18 protein-coding genes are annotated in these 20,851 nt (G+C 51.8%); 4 read left to right on the forward strand and 14 right to left on the reverse strand.

Annotated elements, in window-relative coordinates; all coding sequences use genetic code 11:
• Position 1: 1 nt before the first annotated feature.
• From fabZ to rpsB, 12 genes are all read right to left on the reverse strand, one after another.
• On the reverse strand, positions 2-457 hold the full coding sequence (fabZ, locus tag HV037_RS19415; RefSeq protein WP_003018528.1) for a 3-hydroxyacyl-ACP dehydratase FabZ: 456 nt from the start codon (positions 455-457) through the stop codon (positions 2-4).
• Between the two features lie 103 nt (positions 458-560).
• A complete protein-coding gene (gene lpxD, locus HV037_RS19420; RefSeq protein WP_046275342.1) occupies positions 561-1,586 on the reverse strand; it encodes a UDP-3-O-(3-hydroxymyristoyl)glucosamine N-acyltransferase in 1,026 nt (341 codons plus the stop codon).
• Positions 1,587-1,589: 3 nt separating this feature from the next.
• Positions 1,590-2,075 (reverse strand): molecular chaperone Skp, encoded by a 486-nt coding sequence (gene skp / locus HV037_RS19425; protein ID WP_016151765.1) that lies wholly within the window; start codon positions 2,073-2,075, stop codon positions 1,590-1,592.
• Positions 2,076-2,197: 122 nt separating this feature from the next.
• On the reverse strand, positions 2,198-4,612 hold the full coding sequence (gene bamA, locus HV037_RS19430) for an outer membrane protein assembly factor BamA (RefSeq protein WP_016151764.1): 2,415 nt from the start codon (positions 4,610-4,612) through the stop codon (positions 2,198-2,200).
• A gap of 29 nt (positions 4,613-4,641) precedes the next feature.
• Positions 4,642-5,994, reverse strand: a complete 1,353-nt coding sequence (rseP, locus tag HV037_RS19435; RefSeq protein WP_016151763.1) for a sigma E protease regulator RseP — start codon at positions 5,992-5,994, stop codon at positions 4,642-4,644.
• Positions 5,995-6,005: 11 nt separating this feature from the next.
• Positions 6,006-6,863, reverse strand: coding sequence for a phosphatidate cytidylyltransferase (gene cdsA, locus HV037_RS19440; protein WP_016151762.1), 858 nt, complete (start codon positions 6,861-6,863; stop codon positions 6,006-6,008).
• Positions 6,864-6,875: 12 nt separating this feature from the next.
• The gene (ispU, locus tag HV037_RS19445; protein ID WP_003018543.1) at positions 6,876-7,634 is read right to left on the reverse strand and encodes a (2E,6E)-farnesyl-diphosphate-specific ditrans,polycis-undecaprenyl-diphosphate synthase; all 759 of its coding nucleotides are present in this window, start codon (positions 7,632-7,634) and stop codon (positions 6,876-6,878) included.
• 312 nt (positions 7,635-7,946) lie between these two features.
• Positions 7,947-9,143 carry a 1-deoxy-D-xylulose-5-phosphate reductoisomerase gene (gene ispC, locus HV037_RS19450; RefSeq protein ID WP_016155727.1) on the reverse strand — a complete coding sequence of 399 codons (1,197 nt, stop codon included), beginning with the start codon at positions 9,141-9,143 and terminating at the stop codon, positions 7,947-7,949.
• A gap of 219 nt (positions 9,144-9,362) precedes the next feature.
• Positions 9,363-9,920, reverse strand: coding sequence for a ribosome recycling factor (frr, locus tag HV037_RS19455; protein WP_016151760.1), 558 nt, complete (start codon positions 9,918-9,920; stop codon positions 9,363-9,365).
• 139 nt (positions 9,921-10,059) lie between these two features.
• Entirely contained in the window at positions 10,060-10,785 is a 726-nt protein-coding gene (pyrH, locus tag HV037_RS19460) for a UMP kinase (protein WP_005132114.1), read from the reverse strand.
• 145 nt (positions 10,786-10,930) lie between these two features.
• Positions 10,931-11,782 carry a translation elongation factor Ts gene (gene tsf / locus HV037_RS19465; RefSeq protein WP_016151759.1) on the reverse strand — a complete coding sequence of 284 codons (852 nt, stop codon included), beginning with the start codon at positions 11,780-11,782 and terminating at the stop codon, positions 10,931-10,933.
• Positions 11,783-11,916: 134 nt separating this feature from the next.
• On the reverse strand, positions 11,917-12,642 hold the full coding sequence (gene rpsB / locus HV037_RS19470) for a 30S ribosomal protein S2 (RefSeq protein WP_016151758.1): 726 nt from the start codon (positions 12,640-12,642) through the stop codon (positions 11,917-11,919).
• 450 nt (positions 12,643-13,092) lie between these two features.
• Between rpsB and map the strand changes: the two genes are divergently transcribed.
• The 4 genes from map to HV037_RS19490 all read left to right on the forward strand — a co-directional run bounded on the left by map (position 13,093) and on the right by HV037_RS19490 (position 18,026).
• Positions 13,093-13,887 carry a type I methionyl aminopeptidase gene (gene map, locus HV037_RS19475; protein WP_016155726.1) on the forward strand — a complete coding sequence of 265 codons (795 nt, stop codon included), beginning with the start codon at positions 13,093-13,095 and terminating at the stop codon, positions 13,885-13,887.
• Positions 13,888-14,001: 114 nt separating this feature from the next.
• Entirely contained in the window at positions 14,002-16,674 is a 2,673-nt protein-coding gene (glnD, locus tag HV037_RS19480) for a bifunctional uridylyltransferase/uridylyl-removing protein GlnD (RefSeq protein ID WP_016151756.1), read from the forward strand.
• Positions 16,675-16,705: 31 nt separating this feature from the next.
• Positions 16,706-17,530, forward strand: a complete 825-nt coding sequence (gene dapD / locus HV037_RS19485; protein ID WP_003829186.1) for a 2,3,4,5-tetrahydropyridine-2,6-dicarboxylate N-succinyltransferase — start codon at positions 16,706-16,708, stop codon at positions 17,528-17,530.
• A 109-nt stretch (positions 17,531-17,639) separates the two neighbouring features.
• The gene (locus tag HV037_RS19490) at positions 17,640-18,026 is read left to right on the forward strand and encodes a DUF3461 family protein (RefSeq protein WP_003018562.1); all 387 of its coding nucleotides are present in this window, start codon (positions 17,640-17,642) and stop codon (positions 18,024-18,026) included.
• Between the two features lie 42 nt (positions 18,027-18,068).
• Here HV037_RS19490 and cdaR read toward each other — a convergent pair whose 3' ends face one another.
• Together cdaR and degP are read right to left on the reverse strand one after the other, a co-directional pair.
• On the reverse strand, positions 18,069-19,226 hold the full coding sequence (cdaR, locus tag HV037_RS19495) for a DNA-binding transcriptional regulator CdaR (protein ID WP_016151755.1): 1,158 nt from the start codon (positions 19,224-19,226) through the stop codon (positions 18,069-18,071).
• 148 nt (positions 19,227-19,374) lie between these two features.
• Entirely contained in the window at positions 19,375-20,808 is a 1,434-nt protein-coding gene (gene degP, locus HV037_RS19500) for a serine endoprotease DegP (RefSeq protein ID WP_016151754.1), read from the reverse strand.
• Positions 20,809-20,851 lie beyond the last annotated feature (43 nt).

Raw genomic sequence — 20,851 nt, forward strand, 5'->3', positions numbered from 1 at the left:
ATCAGGCCTCCCGGCTACGGGCACACATCATCGTTGCTTCGCACACAACTTTACCGTCGACCAGCGCAACCCCTTTAAAACGGGTCAGGCCGCGGCGCGTTTTCTCGAAAGTCACTTCCATGATCATCTGATCGCCTGGCACGACAGGACGCTTAAAGCGCGCTTCGTCAATACCCGCAAAATAGTACAGTTCACCTGGTTCCAGTTTCCCTACGCTTTTAAACGCGAGGATACCAGTGGCCTGCGCCATTGCTTCCAGAATCAGTACGCCTGGGAAAATAGGTTTACCCGGGAAGTGGCCCTGGAAGAAAGGCTCGTTAACAGATACATTTTTCACTGCGCGCAGAAAGCGACCTTCTTCAAAATCCAGCACGCGGTCAACCAGCAGAAACGGAAAACGGTGCGGCAGAAGTTCTAAAATCTCTTCAATATGCAGAGTATGAGTGTTAGTAGTCAAAATACTCTTCCTGTCAAAATATACTAAAAGGCAATAATAACACGGCCTGTCGCAATCGTATGAATGGGACAGGCCGAAAAGTCAGACATGCAAAAACGGTGCTTTAGTCTTGTTGATTAACCTTGCGCTCAATCGCTTTGAGACGCTTGCTCATATCATCAATATTCATCACCAGTGCAGCTGTTTTACGCCATACCTTATTGGGTTGTAGCGGAATGCCTGAGGAATAGACGCCAGATTCGGTGATAGGACGCATCACCATACCCATGCCAGTCACCGTGACTTTATCGCATATTTCCATATGCCCATTGATCACGCTGGCGCCGCCAATCATGCAGTAACGGCCAATCTTCAGGCTACCCGCCATAATGACGCCACCGGCTACCGCCGTATTGTCGCCAATCACAACGTTATGCGCAATCTGGCACTGGTTATCAATGATAACACCATTACCGATCACAGTATCGTCCAGCGCACCACGGTCAATGGTGGTACAAGCGCCTATCTCGACGCGATCGCCGATAATCACGCGACCAAGCTGCGGGATCTTCACCCAGTTACCGCGATCGTTCGCGTAACCAAATCCATCAGATCCGACGACAGTGCTGGACTGGATCAGGCAATTCTCACCGATCTGAATGTCGTGGTAAATCGTCACATTCGCCCACAAGCGTGAACCTGCGCCGATTTTAGTATTTTTTCCGACGAAGCAGCCTGCGCCGATAACGACGTTATCGCCCAGTTCTACGCCAGACTCAATGACCGCATTTGCGCCCACAGAAACATTATTACCCAGCTTCGCCGTCGCATCGATCACTGCACTCGGTGCAATGTTTTGTGCGGGCTGCGGCGTGGTATCTAAGATTTGCGCCATACGTGCATAGGTCAGGTAGGGATTCTTCACTACCAGCGCAGCACTCTTAGCAAAAGGAAGATCGTCCTGCGTCATCACAACGGCAGAGGCCTGGCATACGCCTAAGTGTTCACGGTACTTAGGATTCACCATGAACGTGATATTGCCAGTTTGCGCAGATTGCATGGACGCTACGCCGGTGATGACGATATCGCCATCACCGTGTAATTCTGCATCCAACTGCTCTGCTAAATCAGCCAGTCGAATTGAAGGCATTACTTATTTAACCTGTTTCAGTACGTCAGCGGTGATGTCTTTTACATCGCTGCTGTTGTATGCAACGGTGTTTGCGTCAACAACCAGATCGATGCTCTGACTGTTAGCAACAGATTTCACAGCTGTCTGGATACGAGTAACCAGTTTGCCACGTTCTTCGTTGGAACGACGCGCACGATCCTGCTCAAAAGCCTGAGCTTTCTGAGAGAAAGTCTGACGCTGAGCCATGACGTCTTTTTCCAGCTTGGTACGATCGCTACCCGCTTTCATGGATTGCAGACGCTGCATTTTAGATTGCAGATCAGATTCCATACGCTGCAGTTCGCTGGCACGGCCTTTGAACTCGTTTTCCAGCGTAGCAGAAACGCCCGTCTTCTGTGCAACCTGTTGGAACAAGCTACCCATGTTGACGATTGCAATTTTGTCAGCAGCCTGTGCGGACGTTGCCATCGCTAAACCGAGACCTGCAGCTAATAACCACTTTTTCACAATTAACTCCTTACCATCCCATTTGCACCCGAAGGTACAGTTCTTTGCGTGGCCAGGCGATCCCATGCAAGATCGCCTAAAGTCATCGCTACACTACCACTACATTCCTTTGCGAAGAACAATTACCAGGTTTTACCAATGTTAAACTGGAACTGTTCCGCTTTGTCTCCATCGTACTTCTTGAACGGCTGGGCGTAGGAGAAAACCAACGGCCCCAATGGGGACATCCATTGTAAAGCGATACCCGCTGACATACGGATATTGTTCGGATCGCTGTAGTCCGGATAACCAGAGTACTTAGCTGAATCCCAGTTCGTATCCCAAACGGTACCCATATCCCAGAAGAACGAGGTACGGACCGAGTTGGCATACTTGTCGCTGATAAACGGCGTCGGGGTAATAAATTCCAGGCTGGCGACAGCCATGGCGTTACCGCCCACCGCATCATCCGATTTACACGGTGAAGTATTGGTGGCGTCACATTCGTTATCGTAATCGCTATCGTTGTTATAACGATTAGCCGGTAAATAGACAGCCTTTGGACCGATGGTGTTGGACTGGAAACCACGCACGGTGCTGGAACCACCCGCATAGAAGTTCTCGTAGAACGGCATCTCTTTGCTGCCGATGCCGTCACCATAGCCCCACTTCGTGCGACCCAGAACAACCCATTTGTGATCGTCATCGATCGGCACATAGGTCGCGGTATCCAACGTCGCTTTGTAGTATTCGTTGTCAGAACCCGGAATGGTTACTTTACCGTTCAGGTTGACACGCGTACCTTCCGTTGGGAAGTACCCACGGTCCAGCTTGTTATATGTCCACCCATAGTTGAAGGTGAAATCGTCTGATTTAAAGCTATCAGCGTCAGGATCCTTACCCATTGAAACCAGATAACGTTGCATTGCAACCTGTGGATCCATGTTAGACAAGGAGTTATGCACATAACCCACACCCGCACGCAAGGTGTTGTATTCGTTGATCGGGAAGCCGAGCGTTGCGTCAGTACCATAACTTTTGTTGGTATAGTCGGACAGGTCTGCATCATCCGCTTTAAAGTCATTGTAGAAAACGCGACCACCAAGGCTCACCCCATCAACGGTGAAATATGGGTTGGTGACAGACAACTCAGTATAGGTCTGATAGTCGTTTTTGGTGCCGTTGATGCCGACTGAATAACCGGTACCTAACCAGTTATCTTGCTGAACGCCAGCCTGGAAGCTCACGCCGCTTTCAGTACCGTAACCAACGCCGAAGTTAAAGCTACCGGTGTTACGCTCTTTAACCTTATAGACCACATCAACCTGATCCGGGCTACCCGGTACACGCTGAGTATCGGTATCGACAGTTTCAAAGTAACCCAGACGGTTCAGACGCTCTTTACCCTGATCGACCAGATCGCTACCCAACCAGGCACCTTCCATCTGGCGCATTTCGCGACGCAGAACGGAATCTTTAGAGGTGTCGTTACCTTCAAAACGAATCTTACGCACGTAGAAACGGTTACCTGCATCTACGTTTACGCGTAATTTAACAGTTTTGTCGGCGTCGTTGATTTCAGGTTGCGACTGTACGCGCGGATAGGCATAGCCATAGCGACCCAGAAGCTTCTTGATATCATCTTCCATTTTGGTCACTTTGGTGCCGTTATAGAGTTCGCCTGGCTCGATTTTGGTCAGGGTCTCAATTTCGGCGGAGTGCCCAGCCAGGTTACCGCTCACCTGTACCCCTGAAAGCTTGTATTGATCGCCTTCAGTGATGTTAACGGTAATGTAGATACCTTTTTTATCCGGCGTCAGGCTAACCTGGGTGGAATCGATATTGAAGCGAGCATAACCGCGATCCAGATAGTAACTGCGCAAGGTTTCAAGATCGCCTGCCAGTTTCTGTTTCTGGTATTTACGATCGCCCACCACGTTCCACCACGGCACTTCATCACGCAGTTGGAAGTGAGAGATCAGTTCGTCGGTCGAGAAAGCATGGTTGCCGACGATATTGATCTGTTGGATCTTCGCCGAAACGCCTTCCTGGAAGACCAGCTTGAGGTCAACGCGGTTACGCGGCAACGGCGTTACCACCGCTTTCACACTGGCGCTGTACTTACCGACGCTATAGTAGAAATCTTCCAGCCCTTTTTCGATATCGGCTAGCGTGGTGCGATCCAGAGACTCGCCAACACGCACACCAGAAGCCTCGAGGTTTTGCTTGAGCATGTCATCTTTCACCGATTTGTTACCGGAGAAAGTGATGCTGGCAATCGTCGGGCGTTCTTTTACCTGAACCAGAAGGGTATCACCATCGCGCAGGACGCGGACATCCTCAAAGTTACCGGTGGCGAACAGAGCACGAATGGTATTACTGATGTCTTCATCATTAACCGTGTCGCCTGTGCGCACCGGCATACTGAGGAGAGCCGCACCAACGGCGACTCGCTGTAGGCCTTCGAAATGAATGTCCTTCACTACGAACCCTTCAGCACCGTATACGGTGGCGCTGCTAAACAGCAGCGACGCTATGAGCAACTTTTTCATCGCCATCGTTATTATGCGTTCTTCCTAACACTCTCTTACAACCGAGAGAAATCATTGAAAAGTGCAAGCCCCATTAACAACACCAGCAAGATAGAGCCAATGCGATAACTAAAGTCTTGAACCCGCTCGGATACCGGACCGCCCTTCAGCTTTTCAATCGCCAGGAACAGCAGATGCCCCCCGTCAAGAACGGGCAACGGAAACAGGTTGATTATCCCTAAGTTCACGCTGATAAGCGCAAGGAACATCAGGTAATAAATAACCCCGAACTCCGCTGACATCCCAGCCCCCTGGGCGATAGAAATCGGCCCACTGAGGTTGTTCAGTTTTACATCACCGGTAATCAATTTTCCCAGCATACTGACCGTCAGCTTCATCAACTGCCACGTTTTATCCGAGGCTTCGAGGATGGCGCTGAATGGCCCATACTGGCGTACAGTCTTATACTCATCAGGCAGAGGAATAACTTTAGGCACCACGCCCGCAAAACCCTCTGCCTTCCCGTTAACCTGTTTTGAATCTGGGGTTAACGTTAAAGACAAGGAACTTCCTTGTCTTTCAATATCTAGCGCTAACGGCTTATCCGGATTATCGCGCACCAGCGTCACGAACGTCATCCATTGCGTCAGCGGCTGACCATTGACTTTAACGATCCTGTCGCCAGCTTGCAAACCCGCCTTACTTGCAGCGGAGTTTACCTGCACTTCTGACAGCACCGATTCAATCTGCGGACCGCGCGGGCGAATCCCTAAACTGGAAACAGGATCCTCTTTGTCTGGCTCAAATGCCCAATGGCGTAAATCCAGCGTTTTGTCCTGCCGCTGGTTGCTGCCAAACTGCGCCACGCTGAGAGTCGTATGTTCATCGCCAATTTTTGATACCAGTTGTAATCGCACGGCATCCCAATCAGGGGTTTCGATACCATCAACCGCTTTTAGTTCCGTACCCGGCTGAATTTGCGCCTGTGCGGCAATCGAGTTGGGTGTTATTTCACCAACAACCGGACGAACGCCAGGGACACCGATGATAAACACCAGCCAATACGCGAAAATAGCAAAAAGGAAGTTGGCAATCGGACCTGCGGCGATGATGGCTGCGCGTTGTCCAACCGTTTTATTGTTGAAAGCGTAATGGCGCAGCTCCGGTGCGACCGGTTCAGCGCGCTCATCCAGCATTTTGACGTAACCGCCGAGGGGAATCAGGGCGATGACGTATTCCGTACCTGATTTATCGGTACGCCGCCAAAGCGCTTTTCCAAAGCCAATGGAAAAGCGTTCGACGCGGACTCCGCAGCGCCGTGCAACCCAGAAATGACCAAATTCATGCACGGTGATAAGCACACCAAGTGCAACGATGAATGCAGCCAGATTCCAGAGAATACTCAGCATAAGACCATCCGTTAGAGCGTCCTGAATACCAGTAACAACAGGCAGGCAAAGACCGGTACCGCAGCCGTCAGGCTATCAATACGATCCAAAATACCGCCGTGTCCTGGTATTAAGTGACCACTGTCCTTAATACCTGCTTCACGCTTAAACATACTCTCGGTCAGATCACCCAGCACGGAGGCCAGGGCTGCAACGATGGAGCAAATAAGCAAGGTGACAGGCGCAACCTCAAGATTCGCCCACATGCCATAACCCCATGAGATCACGGCAGCAGTGGCGAGTCCGCCAATAAAACCCTGCCAGGTTTTACCAGGAGAAACCTTCGGCGCCAGCTTATGTTTGCCAAACAGCTTACCAAACATATAGGCACCCGAGTCCGCTCCCCAGACGAGGATCATGACATACAGCAGCCATAGCGCGCCACTATAATGATTCTCATCATAGTGCCATGCACGTAGCGCCAGCATTCCCCAAAAGAAAGGGACTATGGTTAACACGCCGAAAATTATGCGTAATGTTTTGGAATTACGCCAGACCGACGCAGAGCCGGGATAAAACAGCACCAGTAACAGCGCCACGACCCACCAGCCCAGCGACGCCCACAGCGATACTTCAACCAGCGGCTGATGAATATTGCGATGGTATTCCGGCAACAAAAATAGCATCAGTGCCAGCAATAGCCCGCACAAAACAGCCAGCCAGACTCGCTGCGTACGCGTGGTAAAACCGCTTAACTGTCCCCATTCCCAGGCGGCCAGCATACAGACGGCCAGCGTAACAATGGCGAACCCCACCGGCGGCAGCAAAAACAGCGCCGCGATGACAACGGGTATTAAAACAAAAGCAGAAATCAGGCGATACTTCAGCAAAAGCGACCCCCATCAGGCTTTTTCATCACCGGGCTCGGTGCCGCCGAAACGACGCTCACGATTAGCAAAGGCATGCAGCGCACCTTCAAAGTCTTGTTCATCGAAATCGGGCCAGAGAACATCCGTAAAGTAAAGTTCGGCATAGGCAATTTGCCACAACAGAAAATTACTAATTCGATGCTCTCCCCCAGTCCTTATCACTAAATCCACAGGAGCCAGTTCATGCATACAAATTTGCTGCCCCAGCATCTCTTCATCGATTTGCTCTGGACGCAGCAGACCATCCTGCACCTGTTGTGCCAGTTGTCTGACTCCCTGGACTATATCCCACCGTCCACCGTAATTCGCTGCAATATTTAGCGTCAACCCGGTATTCTGGGCAGTAATCGCTTCTGATTTGCGAATCCGTTCTTGCAAACGTGAGTTAAATCGACTGATATCCCCGATAATACGCAGACGTACGTTATGGCGGTGCAGGTTTTTCACTTCGCTATCAAGCGCCCACACAAACAGCTCCATTAACGCGCTCACTTCCTGCGCGGGTCGGTTCCAGTTCTCACTGCTAAAGGCATACAGCGTTAACGCATCAATACCGTTATTGGCAGCAAAAGAGACAGCCCGGCGGACGGACTTTGCTCCGGCCTTATGTCCAAAGGCGCGAATCTTCCCTTGCTTTTTCGCCCAGCGGCCATTGCCATCCATGATAATTGCTACATGGCGACAACCATGTGCTGGCAAATTTTCGCTTAATGGTTTAGTTGCAGACAACATAACGCGTTTTTAGTCCCTGAAAGGATTATACGGTACTCAGGAATACTGAAGCCTTTTGCGCTTCATCCTTCAGGCTGCTCCTTCGTTGGCTGTGATCTTCGCCCCAGTCACATACTCTTTGTATGCTCCAGGGGACTCATCCACTTGCCACCTTGATGCAACCTGAATGATTTTGTGCATCCACAAAAAAGCCGTGTCAAACCACGGCTTACCCGACCGAAAAAAAACAAATACCCGCGATCGAGTGGCGCAGACTATATCACTGAAGCCCAACGCTAACAAATAGCGCGATTCTCCGTGGAGGGATTATCATCAGCTTGAGCGTCGCATCACTTCTTTTCTGGCGACTTCCCGCGCGATAGCATCAACCTTCAGCACGTCATCAACGCTCTGTGGTTCCTGCAAATCCATCTTATCCAGTACGGATAAATTCAGGTCAGCAATATCGGTAAATCGGATCTGCTGCGCCAGGAATGCGGCAACGGTAATTTCATTCGCTGCGTTCAAAGCGGTCGTCGCCGCCTGCCCTTGCTCAAACGCGTCCATCGCCAGTTTCAGGCATGGATAACGCTGGTAATCAGGTGCGGAAAACGTCAACGCACTGAGCTTGCAAAAGTCGACAGGCTTAACGCCGGACGTCACTCGTTCTGGCCATGCCATCGTATGAGCAATAGGTGTACGCATATCAGGTTCCCCCAACTGCGCCAGAACGCTACCATCCTGATAACGCACCATCGAATGAATAACCGACTGCGGGTGAATCAGCACTTCCATCTGGCTTGCATTGGCATTAAATAACCAACGCGCTTCAATGTATTCCAGACCTTTATTCATCATGGTGGCTGAATCGACAGAGATTTTTCGTCCCATCGACCAATTCGGATGACGACATGCCTGATCGGGGGTCATAGAAACCAGATCGCGCAATGCCGTTTCACGGAAAGGGCCACCAGACCCGGTAAGCAAAACTGATATGACGCCATTTTGCTCAAGGTCAGCGTATCCCAGATTGTGTTGGATAGGTTGCGGTAAACTCTGAAAAATCGCGTTATGTTCGCTATCTACCGGCAAAAGCTGTGCTTTGTGGCGTTGCACGTCGTCCATAAACAGACGCCCGCAGGTCACCAGTGACTCTTTATTCGCCAGCAAAATGCTTTTGCCCGCACGGATTGCCGCCAGCGTCGGTAGCAAGCCCGCCGCGCCGACAATCGCCGCCATAACCTGATCAACATCATCCAGCGCAGCCATATCACAGGCCGCCTGCTGCCCGCTCATAACCTCAGTACGACTGCCCTGCTCCAGCAGAGCTGCTTTTACCAACGCAGCGCTTTTTTCATCGTCCATTACCGCATAGCGAGGAGAAAATTCCAGACATTGCTCAACCATACGGACGACATTTTTACCCGCCACCAACGCAGCAACACGAAATTTTTCCGGGTTATGGCGTACTACATCCAGCGTACTGCAACCAATGGAACCGGTTGATCCCAGGATGGTTAATTGCTTCATCAGACATCCAGAAGAATTTTACTCGTCATACTTCAAGTTGCATGTACGTTGGCTCTCCTCGTTCACCCCTGTCACGCACTGGTGTACGCTCCCGGGGATGCCCTGCGTCGCCGCCTTCCTGCAACTCGAATTATTTAGAGTATATAGACAGAAAAAAGCAAAACGCCGCCATCCAGCCTTCTCAGGCCTTCTAAGCGGCGTTTTTAGCGTACAGGCGAATCAGAACTGCATCAGTTCCGTTTCTTTCTCTGCCAGCGCCGCATCAACTTTCTTGATAGCTGCGTCAGTCAGTTTCTGTACGTCGTCCTGAGAACGGCGATCGTCATCTTCGCTGATCTCTTTTTCTTTCAACAACGCTTTCACTTTGTCGTTGGCATCGCGGCGTACGTTACGTACGGCAACGCGCGCGCCTTCAGCTTCGCCACGCACGATCTTGGTCAGATCTTTACGACGTTCTTCAGTCAGCGGCGGCAGCGGAACGCGGATGTCGGAACCCGCAGAACTTGGATTCAGACCGAGGTCGGAAGCCATAATTGCTTTCTCAACGGCTGGCCCCATAGAACGGTCAAACACGTTGATTTTCAGGGTACGGGAATCTTCAACCGTTACGCTTGCCAGCTGGCGCAGCGGGGTCGGTGTGCCGTAATATTCCACGACAATACCATCCAGCAGGCTAGGAGAAGCACGGCCCGTGCGAATTTTGCTGATTTGGTTTTTGAACGCTTCGACGCATTTGTCCATGCGTACTTCAGCATCTTTTCTGATATCGTTGATCACGTTACGAATCCTTGAAAGCTTATTTCAGTCAGACCATACCCACCACGCAAGATGTGACAAGTATAGTCTTGATTAATTTTGAGGGACGTATCCCGCGACATTAAAGCGGAATATTACCTGCATTTAGCCGCAACGGGAATTATTCCGTGATTAACGTGCCTTCTTTTTCACCCATAACAACACGGCGCAGCGCACCCGGTTTGTTCATGTTAAAGACACGAATCGGTAATTTGTGGTCACGAGCCAGCGTAAACGCCGCAAGATCCATCACTTTCAGCTCTTTATCCAGAACTTCAGCATAGGTCAACTGTTCGTACATAGTCGCCGTTGGATCTTTAGCCGGGTCAGCCGTAAATACGCCATCGACTTTGGTGGCTTTCAGTACCACATCCGCTTCAATTTCAATACCACGCAGGCAAGCCGCAGAGTCGGTAGTGAAGAACGGATTGCCAGTACCCGCAGACAAAATAACAACGCGGTTGTTACGCAGCAGGCTGATTGCTTCCGCCCAGCTGTAGTTATCACACACGCCATTCAGAGGAATTGCGGACATCAAGCGAGCGTTCACATAGGCGCGGTGAAGCGCATCGCGCATCGCCAGACCGTTCATGACGGTGGCTAACATGCCCATGTGGTCGCCCACAACGCGGTTCATCCCTGCTTTCGCCAGACCAGCGCCACGGAACAGGTTACCACCACCAATCACTACGCCAACCTGGATACCCAGCTCAACCAGCTCTTTGATTTCCTGAGCCATACGGTCAAGGATGCTTGCATCAATACCGAAGCCTTCTGAACCTTGCAGAGCTTCGCCACTTAACTTAAGCAGAATACGTTTGTAGACGGGTTTTGCATTGGTAGCCATGTTTCTTTCCTGAGACTGTCAACGAATGAGATGAATTAATTCCGGCGACATTGTATGTCGCTTTTCAGCATGACCACTATAGCGGTTCGCTGAATTTACAAGCCAGACACAAAAAGAAGCCGCCCTCAGGCGGCTCCTTTAAAAATTAAGACTGCTTGGACATCGCAGCAACTTCTGCTGCAAAGTCAGTCTCAACTTTCTCGATACCTTCACCCACTTCAAAGCGGATGAAGCCTGTTACATCAGCGTTGTGCTCTTTCAGCAGCTGACCAACAGATTTGCTCGGATCCATAACGAAAGGCTGACCAGTCAGAGAAACTTCGCCGGTGAATTTCTTCATACGGCCTTCAACCATTTTCTCTGCGATTTCTTTCGGCTTACCAGACTGCATCGCGATGTCCAGCTGAACCTGGTATTCTTTCTCTACCACTTCAGCAGAAACGTCTTCCGGCTTAACGAATTCTGGCTTGCTTGCAGCAACGTGCATTGCCAGCTGTTTAACCAGCTCTTCGTCAGCGCCAGTTGCAGCAACCAGAACACCGATACGAGCACCGTGCTGGTAGTTACCCAGAACTTCGCCTTCCAGGGAAGCAACGCGACGGATGTTGATGTTCTCACCGATTTTAGCAACCAGAGCAACACGTTCTTCTTCGAACTGCGCTTTCAGAACTTCAACGTCAGTGATTTTGCCAGCAACGGCAGCGTCCAGTACTTTGTCAGCAAATGCCTGGAAACCAGCATCTTTAGCAACGAAGTCAGTCTGGCAGTTAACTTCCAGAATGAAAGCGATGTTGCCGTCGATTTTGGTTTTGATTACGCCGTCAGCAGCAACGTTGCCTGCTTTTTTCGCCGCTTTGATTGCGCCGGACTTACGCATGTTTTCGATTGCCAGCTCGATGTCGCCATTAGCTTCAGTCAGTGCTTTTTTGCAATCCATCATGCCTGCGCCAGTACGCTCACGCAGCTCTTTTACCAGGGATGCGGTAATTTCAGCCATTCTAAAATCCTCGGAAGATTTGATCTGCCCGGCATGAAACCGCACAGATTTAAAAGTGAAAAAGGGGCCTAAAGGGCCCCTAACCAAACGTGATACTACCTGGTTTATAAGGGGGCTCGAACGAGCGTGCCTTATTATTCAGCTTCTACGAAGCTTTCTTCCGCCTGGGAAGCCAGATCCTGAGAACGGCCTTCACGAACGGTAGTAGCTACAGCGCCCAGGTACAGGGTCACAGCACGGATTGCGTCGTCGTTACCCGGGATAACGAAGTCAACACCGTCCGGATCAGAGTTGGTATCAACGATAGCAAATACTGGGATACCCAGGTTGTTTGCTTCTTTGATAGCAATGTGCTCGTGGTCAGCATCGATTACGAACAGAGCGTCCGGCAGACCGCCCATGTCTTTGATACCGCCCAGGCTGTTTTCCAGTTTCTCAAGCTCACGAGTACGCATCAGCGCTTCTTTCTTGGTCAGCTTTTCGAAAGTACCGTCCTGAGACTGAGTTTCCAGATCTTTCAGACGTTTGATGGACTGACGAACGGTTTTCCAGTTAGTCAGCATGCCGCCCAACCAGCGATGGTTCACGAAGAACTGGTCGCAGTTGTTAGCAGCTTCTTTCACCGCTTCGCTTGCAGCGCGTTTAGTACCAACGAAAAGGATTTTACCTTTACGAGCAGAGATCTTGTTCAGTTCAGCCAGAGCTTCGTTGAACATCGGTACAGTTTTCTCAAGGTTGATGATGTGAACTTTGTTACGCGCACCGAAGATGAACGGCTTCATTTTCGGGTTCCAGTAACGGGTCTGGTGACCGAAGTGAACACCAGCCTTGAGCATGTCGCGCATGGAAACAGTTGCCATGATTAAAACCTCTATATATAAAAGTTGGGGTTAAGCCTCCACGCATCCCATATTACCGACCCCAAAGGGCACCCCGGAATATGTGCCGATACGTGTGTGTTGTTACACAAAGTGAGATTTGTCGCTCCCGTCCATCGTGTGTAGTCTTCAAATGGATCGGAAGTCCGGCGCGCTTTATACCACAAATACGCTACCGACACCAATAATTGTTGGCGGTGCGTGCTGAATGAACGATGAATTTCGTGTTACAGGGAGGCAGCCAATTTTTTGCATCTCCGGGCGCTTACATGCAGTGAGCGACTGGAGTGAAAAATTTCAGCCAACACACCTGTGGCACGAAAGGCGAAGTTCAGAATGATTCTCAATTTGGCAGCATGTATGCCGGACTGATACCATTGGCACCACTTAAACAATTATTGCCGATATCATCGGCACTGATGGACAGAATTCATGGCTATCTCAATCAAGACCCCTGAAGAAATCGAAAAAATGCGCATCGCTGGCCGTCTGGCCGCCGATGTACTGGAAATGATCGAACCGTTTGTTAAGCCAGGCGTCAGCACCGGCGAACTGGATCGCATCTGTAATGACTACATCGTGAATGAGCAGCAGGCCATTTCCGCCTGCCTGGGCTATCACGGTTATCCGAAGTCCGTGTGCATCTCTATTAATGAAGTGGTGTGCCATGGGATCCCGGACGACGCCAAGCTCCTGAAAGACGGCGATATCGTCAACATCGACGTAACCGTGATTAAAGACGAGTTCCACGGTGATACCTCGAAAATGTTCATCGTCGGCAAACCAACCATTCTGGGCGAGCGTTTGTGCCGCGTCACGCAGGAAAGCCTGTATCTGGCGCTGCGGATGGTAAAACCGGGTATTCGCCTGCGCACGCTGGGCGCTGCGATTCAAAAATACGCGGAAGGCGAAGGCTTCTCTGTGGTCCGTGAATATTGCGGTCACGGCATCGGTCGCGGCTTCCATGAAGAGCCGCAGGTTCTGCACTACGATGCAGACGACGGCGGTGTGGTACTGCAGCCGGGCATGACCTTCACCGTAGAGCCCATGCTGAATGCCGGTGATTACCGCATCCGCACCATGAAAGACGGATGGACGGTGAAAACTAAAGATCGGAGCTTGTCTGCTCAGTACGAGCATACTATTGTGGTGACGGAAAAAGGCTGTGAAATTCTGACATTACGCAAGGATGACACCATCCCGGCGATCATCACACACGACGAATAATGTTTTGCCTGATGGCGATGCGCCCGCATCTTATCAGGCCTACAAATTGTACTACTTCGTAGGCCGGGTAAGGCGTTCACGCCGTCATCCGGCTTTTTTAATGGGTGGCGCATAATGAATACTCTTCCTGAACAACACGCAAATACTGCCCTCCCCACCCTGCCAGGCCAACCGCAGAACCCCGGAACCTGGCCACAGCACGATCTCAACTGCCCCGGCATTAAAGCGCATATCGACACTTTCCAGCACTGGTTAGGTGACGCGTTTGACAGCGGGATTTCCGCAGAACAGCTGATTGAAGCCCGCACCGAGTTTATTGACCAGTTACTGCAACGTCTGTGGATTGAAGCCGGTTTCGGTCAAATTGCCGACCTGGCGCTGGTTGCCGTTGGCGGTTACGGGCGCGGCGAACTGCATCCGCTTTCCGATATTGACCTGCTGATCCTGAGTCGTAAAAAGCTACCAGACGCGCAGGCCGAAAAAGTTGGCGAATTGTTAACGCTGCTATGGGACGTGAGGCTCGAGGTTGGGCACAGCGTGCGCACGCTGGAAGAGTGTCTGCTGGAAGGATTGTCAGATTTAACCGTCGCCACCAACCTGATTGAAACACGCCTGCTGATTGGTGATGTGGCGCTGTTTCTTGAGCTACAAAAGCATATTTTTAGCGAAGGTTTCTGGCCGTCCGATAAGTTTTACGCAGCCAAAGTTGAAGAACAGAATCAGCGCCACCAGCGCTATCACGGCACCAGCTACAACCTGGAGCCGGATATCAAAAGTAGCCCCGGCGGCCTGCGCGATATTCATACCCTGCAATGGGTGGCCCGCCGCCATTTTGGCGCCACCTCACTGGATGAAATGGTCGGTTTCGGCTTTTTGACGCAGGCAGAACGTGCCGAGCTGAATGAATGTTTGCATATCCTGTGGCGCATTCGCTTTGCCCTGCATCTGGTCGTTAGTCGTTACGACAACCGTCTGCTGTTTGATCGTCAGCTCAGCGTGGCGCAACGCCTGAACTACGGCGGTGAAGGCAATGAGCCTATCGAGCGGATGATGAAAGACTATTTCCGCGTCACACGACGGGTCAGCGAACTGAACCACATGCTGTTGCAACTGTTCGACGAGGCGATCCTCGCCCTGCCCGCCGATGAAAAACCACGTCCGATTGATGACGACTTTCAACTGCGCGGCACGTTGATTGATCTGCGCGACGACGACCTGTTTATTCGCAAACCCGAAGCAATATTGCGGATGTTTTACATCATGGTGCGTAATAGCGCGATCAGCGGAATTTACTCCACTACGCTGCGCCATTTACGTCATGCCCGCCGTCATTTAACGCAGCCGCTGTGCTACATCCCGGAAGCGCGTTCGCTGTTTCTCAGTATGTTGCGCCATCCGGGCGCGGTGAGTCGCGGCCTGCTGCCTATGCATCGCCACAGCGTGTTGTGGGCCTATATGCCGCAATGGTCGCATATTGTCGGCCAAATGCAGTTTGACCTGTTTCATGCATATACGGTGGATGAACACACCATTCGCGTAATGCTCAAGCTGGAAAGTTTTGCTAACGAAGAGACCCGTCAGCGCCATCCGCTGTGCGTGGATCTGTGGCCGCGTCTGCGACAGCCGGAGCTGATTTTGATTGCCGCGCTGTTCCACGATATCGCCAAAGGTCGCGGCGGCGATCACTCGGTTCTCGGCGCCCAGGATGTGCTCAAATTCGCCGAACTGCACGGTCTGAACTCCCGCGAAACGCAACTGATCGTGTGGCTGGTGCGCCAGCATTTGCTGATGTCGGTTACCGCTCAGCGCCGCGATATTCAGGATCCCGAAGTCATTAAGCAATTCGCCGAAGAGGTGCAAACGGAACATCGTCTGCGCTTTTTGGTGTGCCTGACCGTCGCAGATATTTGCGCCACCAACGAAACGCTGTGGAATAGCTGGAAGCAAAGCTTGCTGCGCGAGCTGTACTTCGCGACGGAAAAACAGTTACGGCGCGGGATGCAAAACACGCCGGATATGCGTGAGCGCGTACGCCATCATCAGCTTCAGGCGCTGGCGCTACTGCGCATGGACAACATTGATGAAGAAGCGCTACACCATATCTGGTCGCGCTGTCGCGCCAACTATTTCGTACGTCACAGCCCAAATCAACTGGCCTGGCATGCACGTCATCTGCTGCAACACGATCTCAGCAAGCCGCTGATCCTGCTCAGCCCGCAGGCCACGCGAGGCGGGACGGAAATTTTCATCTGGAGCCCTGACCGCCCTTATCTGTTTGCTGCCGTCTGCGCCGAACTGGACAGGCGCAACCTTAGCGTCCACGATGCGCAGATTTTCACCACCCGCGATGGGATGGCGATGGATACGTTCATTGTGCTGGAACCAGACGGTAGCCCGCTGTCGTCAGACCGACACGAAGCGATCCGTTTTGGGCTTGAACAGGCGATCACCCAGCGTAGCTGGCAGCCGCCGCAACCGCGTCGCCAGCCGGCAAAATTACGTCACTTTACCGTCGATACCGAGGTCACTTTTCTGCCGACCCATACCGACCGAAAATCATTTCTTGAGCTTATCGCTCTCGACCAGCCAGGACTGCTGGCGCGGGTCGGGCAGATTTTTGCCGATCTGGGAATTTCGCTGCATGGCGCCCGAATTACAACTATTGGCGAGCGAGTAGAAGATTTATTCATAATCGCCACCGCCGACCGGCGCGCCCTTAATAATGAGCTGCAGCAGGAAGTGCATCAACGGTTGACAGAGGCCCTCAATCCAAACGATAAAGGGTAATGTTTTTATTTATTATGGAAAGAGTTTAACAATGCAGCAGTTACAGAACGTTATTGAGTCCGCTTTCGAGCGCCGTGCCGACATTACTCCGGCAAATGTAGATACCGTAACCCGCGAAGCGGTGAATCAGGTTATTTCTTTACTGGATTCCGGTGCACTGCGCGTCGCAGAAAAGATTGAGGGTCAGTGGGTCACGCATCAGTGGCTGAAAAAGGCGGTCCTGCTCTCTTTCCGTATTAACGATAATCAGGTTATCGAGGGTGCGGAAAGCCGTTACTTCGATAAAGTGCCGATGAAATTCGCCAACTACGACGAAGCGCGCTTCCAGAAAGAAGGTTTCCGCGTGGTTCCGCCTGCGGCAGTGCGTCAGGGCGCGTTTATCGCCCGTAACACCGTGCTGATGCCGTCTTACGTGAACATCGGCGCTTATGTTGATGAAGGTACGATGGTTGATACCTGGGCGACCGTAGGTTCCTGTGCGCAAATCGGTAAGAACGTACACCTGTCCGGTGGCGTTGGTATTGGTGGCGTACTGGAACCGTTGCAGGCTAACCCGACCATCATCGAAGACAACTGCTTCATCGGCGCGCGCTCTGAAGTGGTTGAAGGCGTGATCGTCGAAGAAGGCTCCGTCATCTCTATGGGTGTGTATATCGGCCAGAGCACCCGTATTTACGATCGCGAAACCGGCGAAGTGCATTACGGCCGCGTTCCAGCGGGTTCCGTGGTCGTCTCCGGCAACCTGCCGTCGAAAGATGGCAAATACAGCCTGTACTGCGCGGTGATTGTGAAGAAAGTCGATGCCAAAACGCGTGGCAAAGTGGGAATCAACGAACTGTTACGCACCATCGACTAACAGCGATTTGAAAAAGCGGGCTTAGCCCGCTTTTTTTACATCTGCGAGTGGCATAAACAAGGCTTTTCGTTAATTATTCAATGGTTATAGTGAGCTTAAGGGTACCGCTATGTATGACAATCTGAAAAGTCTGGGCATTACTAATCCTGAAGAGATCGATCGTTACAGCCTGCGGCAAGAAGCCAACAACGATATCCTGAAAATCTATTTCCAGAAGGATAAAGGCGAGTTTTTTGCCAAGAGCGTGAAGTTCAAATATCCCCGTCAGCGTAAAACGGTTGTCGCCGATGGCGTCGGCCAGGGTTACAAAGAAGTGCAGGAGATCAGTCCCAACCTGCGCTATGTGATCGACGAACTGGATCAGATCTGCCAGCGAGATCGCAGCGAAGTCGATCTTAAACGCAAGATCCTCGATGATTTACGTCACCTGGAAAGCGTCGTGACCAACAAGATCAGCGAGATTGAAGCCGATCTGGAAAAACTGACGCGCAAATAAGTCGATTGTTGCCTGATAGCGCTACGCTTATCAGGCAATTAATCAATGCTGCTCATCCAGCTGCAACGCCACATACAGCAGCAGTCGATCGTCAAAATTCCCCAGATCCAGCCCGGTCAGCTCTGAAATACGGTTCAGGCGATACTCCAGCGTATTGCGGTGAATAAACAATGCTTTTGAGGTCGCCAGCGGCTGAACGTTATGTCGAAACCATGCCGATAATGTTCGACGCAGCAAACCGTTGTTATCCATCGCTTTCAGCCTTACCAGCGGGCGCGCTAGCTCATTGGCCTGCCAGCCGCCGCGCAGGCTGTCCAGCAGCACCGGCAGCATCAAGTCCTGATAGAAATAGCTCCGGCTTTCCGGCATCCGCTGCTTGCCGACCATCATGGTGGTGCGCGCCGTACGATACGAACGGGCAATGCTGCCGGGCCCGGTAAAATAGTTGCCCAGCGACACGCGAAAACGCAGTTGTCCATTCTCTTTCATGCGGGCAATCAGTTGCTCAACGCGCTTGCGATGATCTTCAGCGTCCCAGCGGCCAAACTGATTGAGCGCTGGTTTCAGCACCACCATCTCGGTCAGAGAAACAATCGCAATCAGATTATTACGTTCGGGTGTAGTCAACGCGTTCTGCAATTGCTGTAGCTCCGCCATCGCACTATCAACGCCAAGCTGACCGCTGTCGACCTCCACTACCGCCACCACGCGCGGCTGGTTCAAATCAATGCCCAATCGCTGTGCCCATTCCATCAGCGCCGGGGTATTCTCTTCAGCCTGAATCAGGTTCATCACCAGCTCTTCACGCAGACGGCTATCCTGCGCTAACAGATGCATCAGACGCGACTGTTCCAGCATCATTTCGGCGGTCATGCACACCAGTTCGCCATACTTGCGCAGATGTTCCGGCTCGCCAGTAAGACCGATAACGCCAACGATTTCGCCTTCCAGACGCAGCGGCAGGTTTATCCCCTGACGCACGCCGTGTAAATGCCGGGCTACCGCATCGTCAATATCGACCACCCGACCTTGCGAAAGCACCAGCAGCGCGCCTTCGTGCAATTCACCAATTCGTTCGCGATCGCCGCTGCCAATGATCCGCCCGCGAGCATCCATTACGTTGATATTGGTATCAATGATGCGCATGGTTCGCGCTACGATATCCTGCGCCATTTTGGTATCAAGATGCCAGCCAGCCATAAACCCCTCCTGTGAGCAGAGCTCAAGCATAGGGAAGATAATAAGCGGCGGCATTGTGCAACTGCACAAAGCGAGAGGGAGAAGTATGGAGTTGTGGGAAGTATCACAAAAAGAAACCCCTTCCTGTGCAGGAAGGGGTTTAGGGACATTACTGCATCAACAGATAGATGGAGCTGTCACCACGCTGAATGTTCAGCGCCAGTACAGCCGGTTTGCTGTCGAGGATTTTGCGCAGTTCGGCGATATTTTTCACCGGCTGCTGGTTCGCACCAATAATCACATCCCCTTTCTTCAGGCCAATCCGTGCAGCCGGAGAATTCGCTTTCACCTCGCTGACCACGACCCCTTTGTCCTGGCCTTTGTTGCTCATATCAGCCCCTTCAATGCCTTTGAAGATAGAGCTGGAATCAACCTGAGTCTGGCTGCTCTGCTGCAGTTCCAGATTCACAGTGACCGGCTTACCGTCACGCAACAGGCCAAGGTTAATTTTGCTGCCTACCGGCATCGTACCCACCTGCGCACGCAGGGCGGCGAAGCTGCTGATCGGTTTACCGTTCAGGGAGGTAATCACATCCCCGGCTTTAATACCTGCTTTCGCTGCGGAAGAGTTCGGCATCACCTGGCTGACAAATGCGCCACGCTGAGCATCAACTTTCATCGCTTTCGCCAGCTCAGAGCTCAGCTCGGTACCCATAATACCCAGCTCACCGCGTTTAACCTGACCAAACTCAACCATCTGTGACGTCAGGTTTTTCACCATGTTGCTCGGGATTGCAAAGCCGATACCGATGTTACCGCCGTCCGGCGCAAGGATCGCGGTGTTAATACCGATCAGCTCACCGTTCAGGTTAACCAGTGCGCCACCGGAGTTACCCCGGTTGATCGCGGCATCCGTCTGAATAAAGTTTTCGTAGTTTTCCGCGTTCAGGCCGCTACGGCCCAGCGCAGAAACAATACCGGAGGTCACGGTCTCACCGAGGCCAAACGGGTTACCAATTGCTACGGTGTAATCACCTACACGCAGCGCGTCGGAATCTGCCAGCTTAATCGCCGTCAGGTTTTTCGGATCCTGAATTTGGATCAGCGCGATATCGGAGCGCGGATCTTTACCCACAATCTTCGCATCAAATTTACGGCCATCGCTCAACTGAACCTTAATCACCGTGGCGTTATCCACCACGTGGTTGTTGGTCACGACATACCCTTTCGCGGCATCAATAATTACACCGGAACCCAGGGCCATAAATTTCTGCTGCTGGCCGCCGCCGTTGTCAGCGCCCGGCGCGCCGCCCTGGCAGAACGGTGAACTCTGGAACGGTGAACCGTCCTGGCAGAATGGTGAATTATCACCGAAGAACTGCTGGAAATTACGCGGCATACGCGGCGTATTTACCGTCGTGCTCCCCTCGACGTTAATACTTACCACCGATGGCATCACTTTTTCGAGCATCGGGGCCAGGCTTGGCATCTGTTGGGCGGTCATTGCTGAAGACGACGTCTCAGCCGCTGTGGCAGACAGGGGGGACAACGCCAAACCTAAACTCAGAGCCAGTGCACTCATTGCTAATGTGGTTTTTTTCATGTGTTTCGTTCTCGATTAACAGGTAACGCAAAATTGCTGTATA

It is taken from the genome of Citrobacter sp. RHBSTW-00017 (assembly GCF_013797615.1).
GTDB classification, from domain to species: Bacteria; Pseudomonadota; Gammaproteobacteria; order Enterobacterales; family Enterobacteriaceae; genus Citrobacter; species Citrobacter braakii.

Bases quoted from the DNA above. Each gene is read 5' to 3' on its own strand.
- lpxD (WP_046275342.1), bottom strand. From the start codon at position 1,586: ATGCCTTCAATTCGACTGGCTGATTTAGCAGAGCAGTTGGATGCAGAA.
- bamA (WP_016151764.1), bottom strand. From the start codon at position 4,612: ATGGCGATGAAAAAGTTGCTCATAGCGTCGCTGCTGTTTAGCAGCGCC.
- rseP (WP_016151763.1), bottom strand. From the start codon at position 5,994: ATGCTGAGTATTCTCTGGAATCTGGCTGCATTCATCGTTGCACTTGGT.
- ispU (WP_003018543.1), bottom strand. From the start codon at position 7,634: ATGTTGTCTGCAACTAAACCATTAAGCGAAAATTTGCCAGCACATGGT.
- ispC (WP_016155727.1), bottom strand. From the start codon at position 9,143: ATGAAGCAATTAACCATCCTGGGATCAACCGGTTCCATTGGTTGCAGT.
- pyrH (WP_005132114.1), bottom strand. From the start codon at position 10,785: ATGGCTACCAATGCAAAACCCGTCTACAAACGTATTCTGCTTAAGTTA.
- tsf (WP_016151759.1), bottom strand. From the start codon at position 11,782: ATGGCTGAAATTACCGCATCCCTGGTAAAAGAGCTGCGTGAGCGTACT.
- rpsB (WP_016151758.1), bottom strand. From the start codon at position 12,642: ATGGCAACTGTTTCCATGCGCGACATGCTCAAGGCTGGTGTTCACTTC.
- map (WP_016155726.1), top strand. From the start codon at position 13,093: ATGGCTATCTCAATCAAGACCCCTGAAGAAATCGAAAAAATGCGCATC.
- glnD (WP_016151756.1), top strand. From the start codon at position 14,002: ATGAATACTCTTCCTGAACAACACGCAAATACTGCCCTCCCCACCCTG.
- dapD (WP_003829186.1), top strand. From the start codon at position 16,706: ATGCAGCAGTTACAGAACGTTATTGAGTCCGCTTTCGAGCGCCGTGCC.
- HV037_RS19490 (WP_003018562.1), top strand. From the start codon at position 17,640: ATGTATGACAATCTGAAAAGTCTGGGCATTACTAATCCTGAAGAGATC.
- cdaR (WP_016151755.1), bottom strand. From the start codon at position 19,226: ATGGCTGGCTGGCATCTTGATACCAAAATGGCGCAGGATATCGTAGCG.
- degP (WP_016151754.1), bottom strand. From the start codon at position 20,808: ATGAAAAAAACCACATTAGCAATGAGTGCACTGGCTCTGAGTTTAGGT.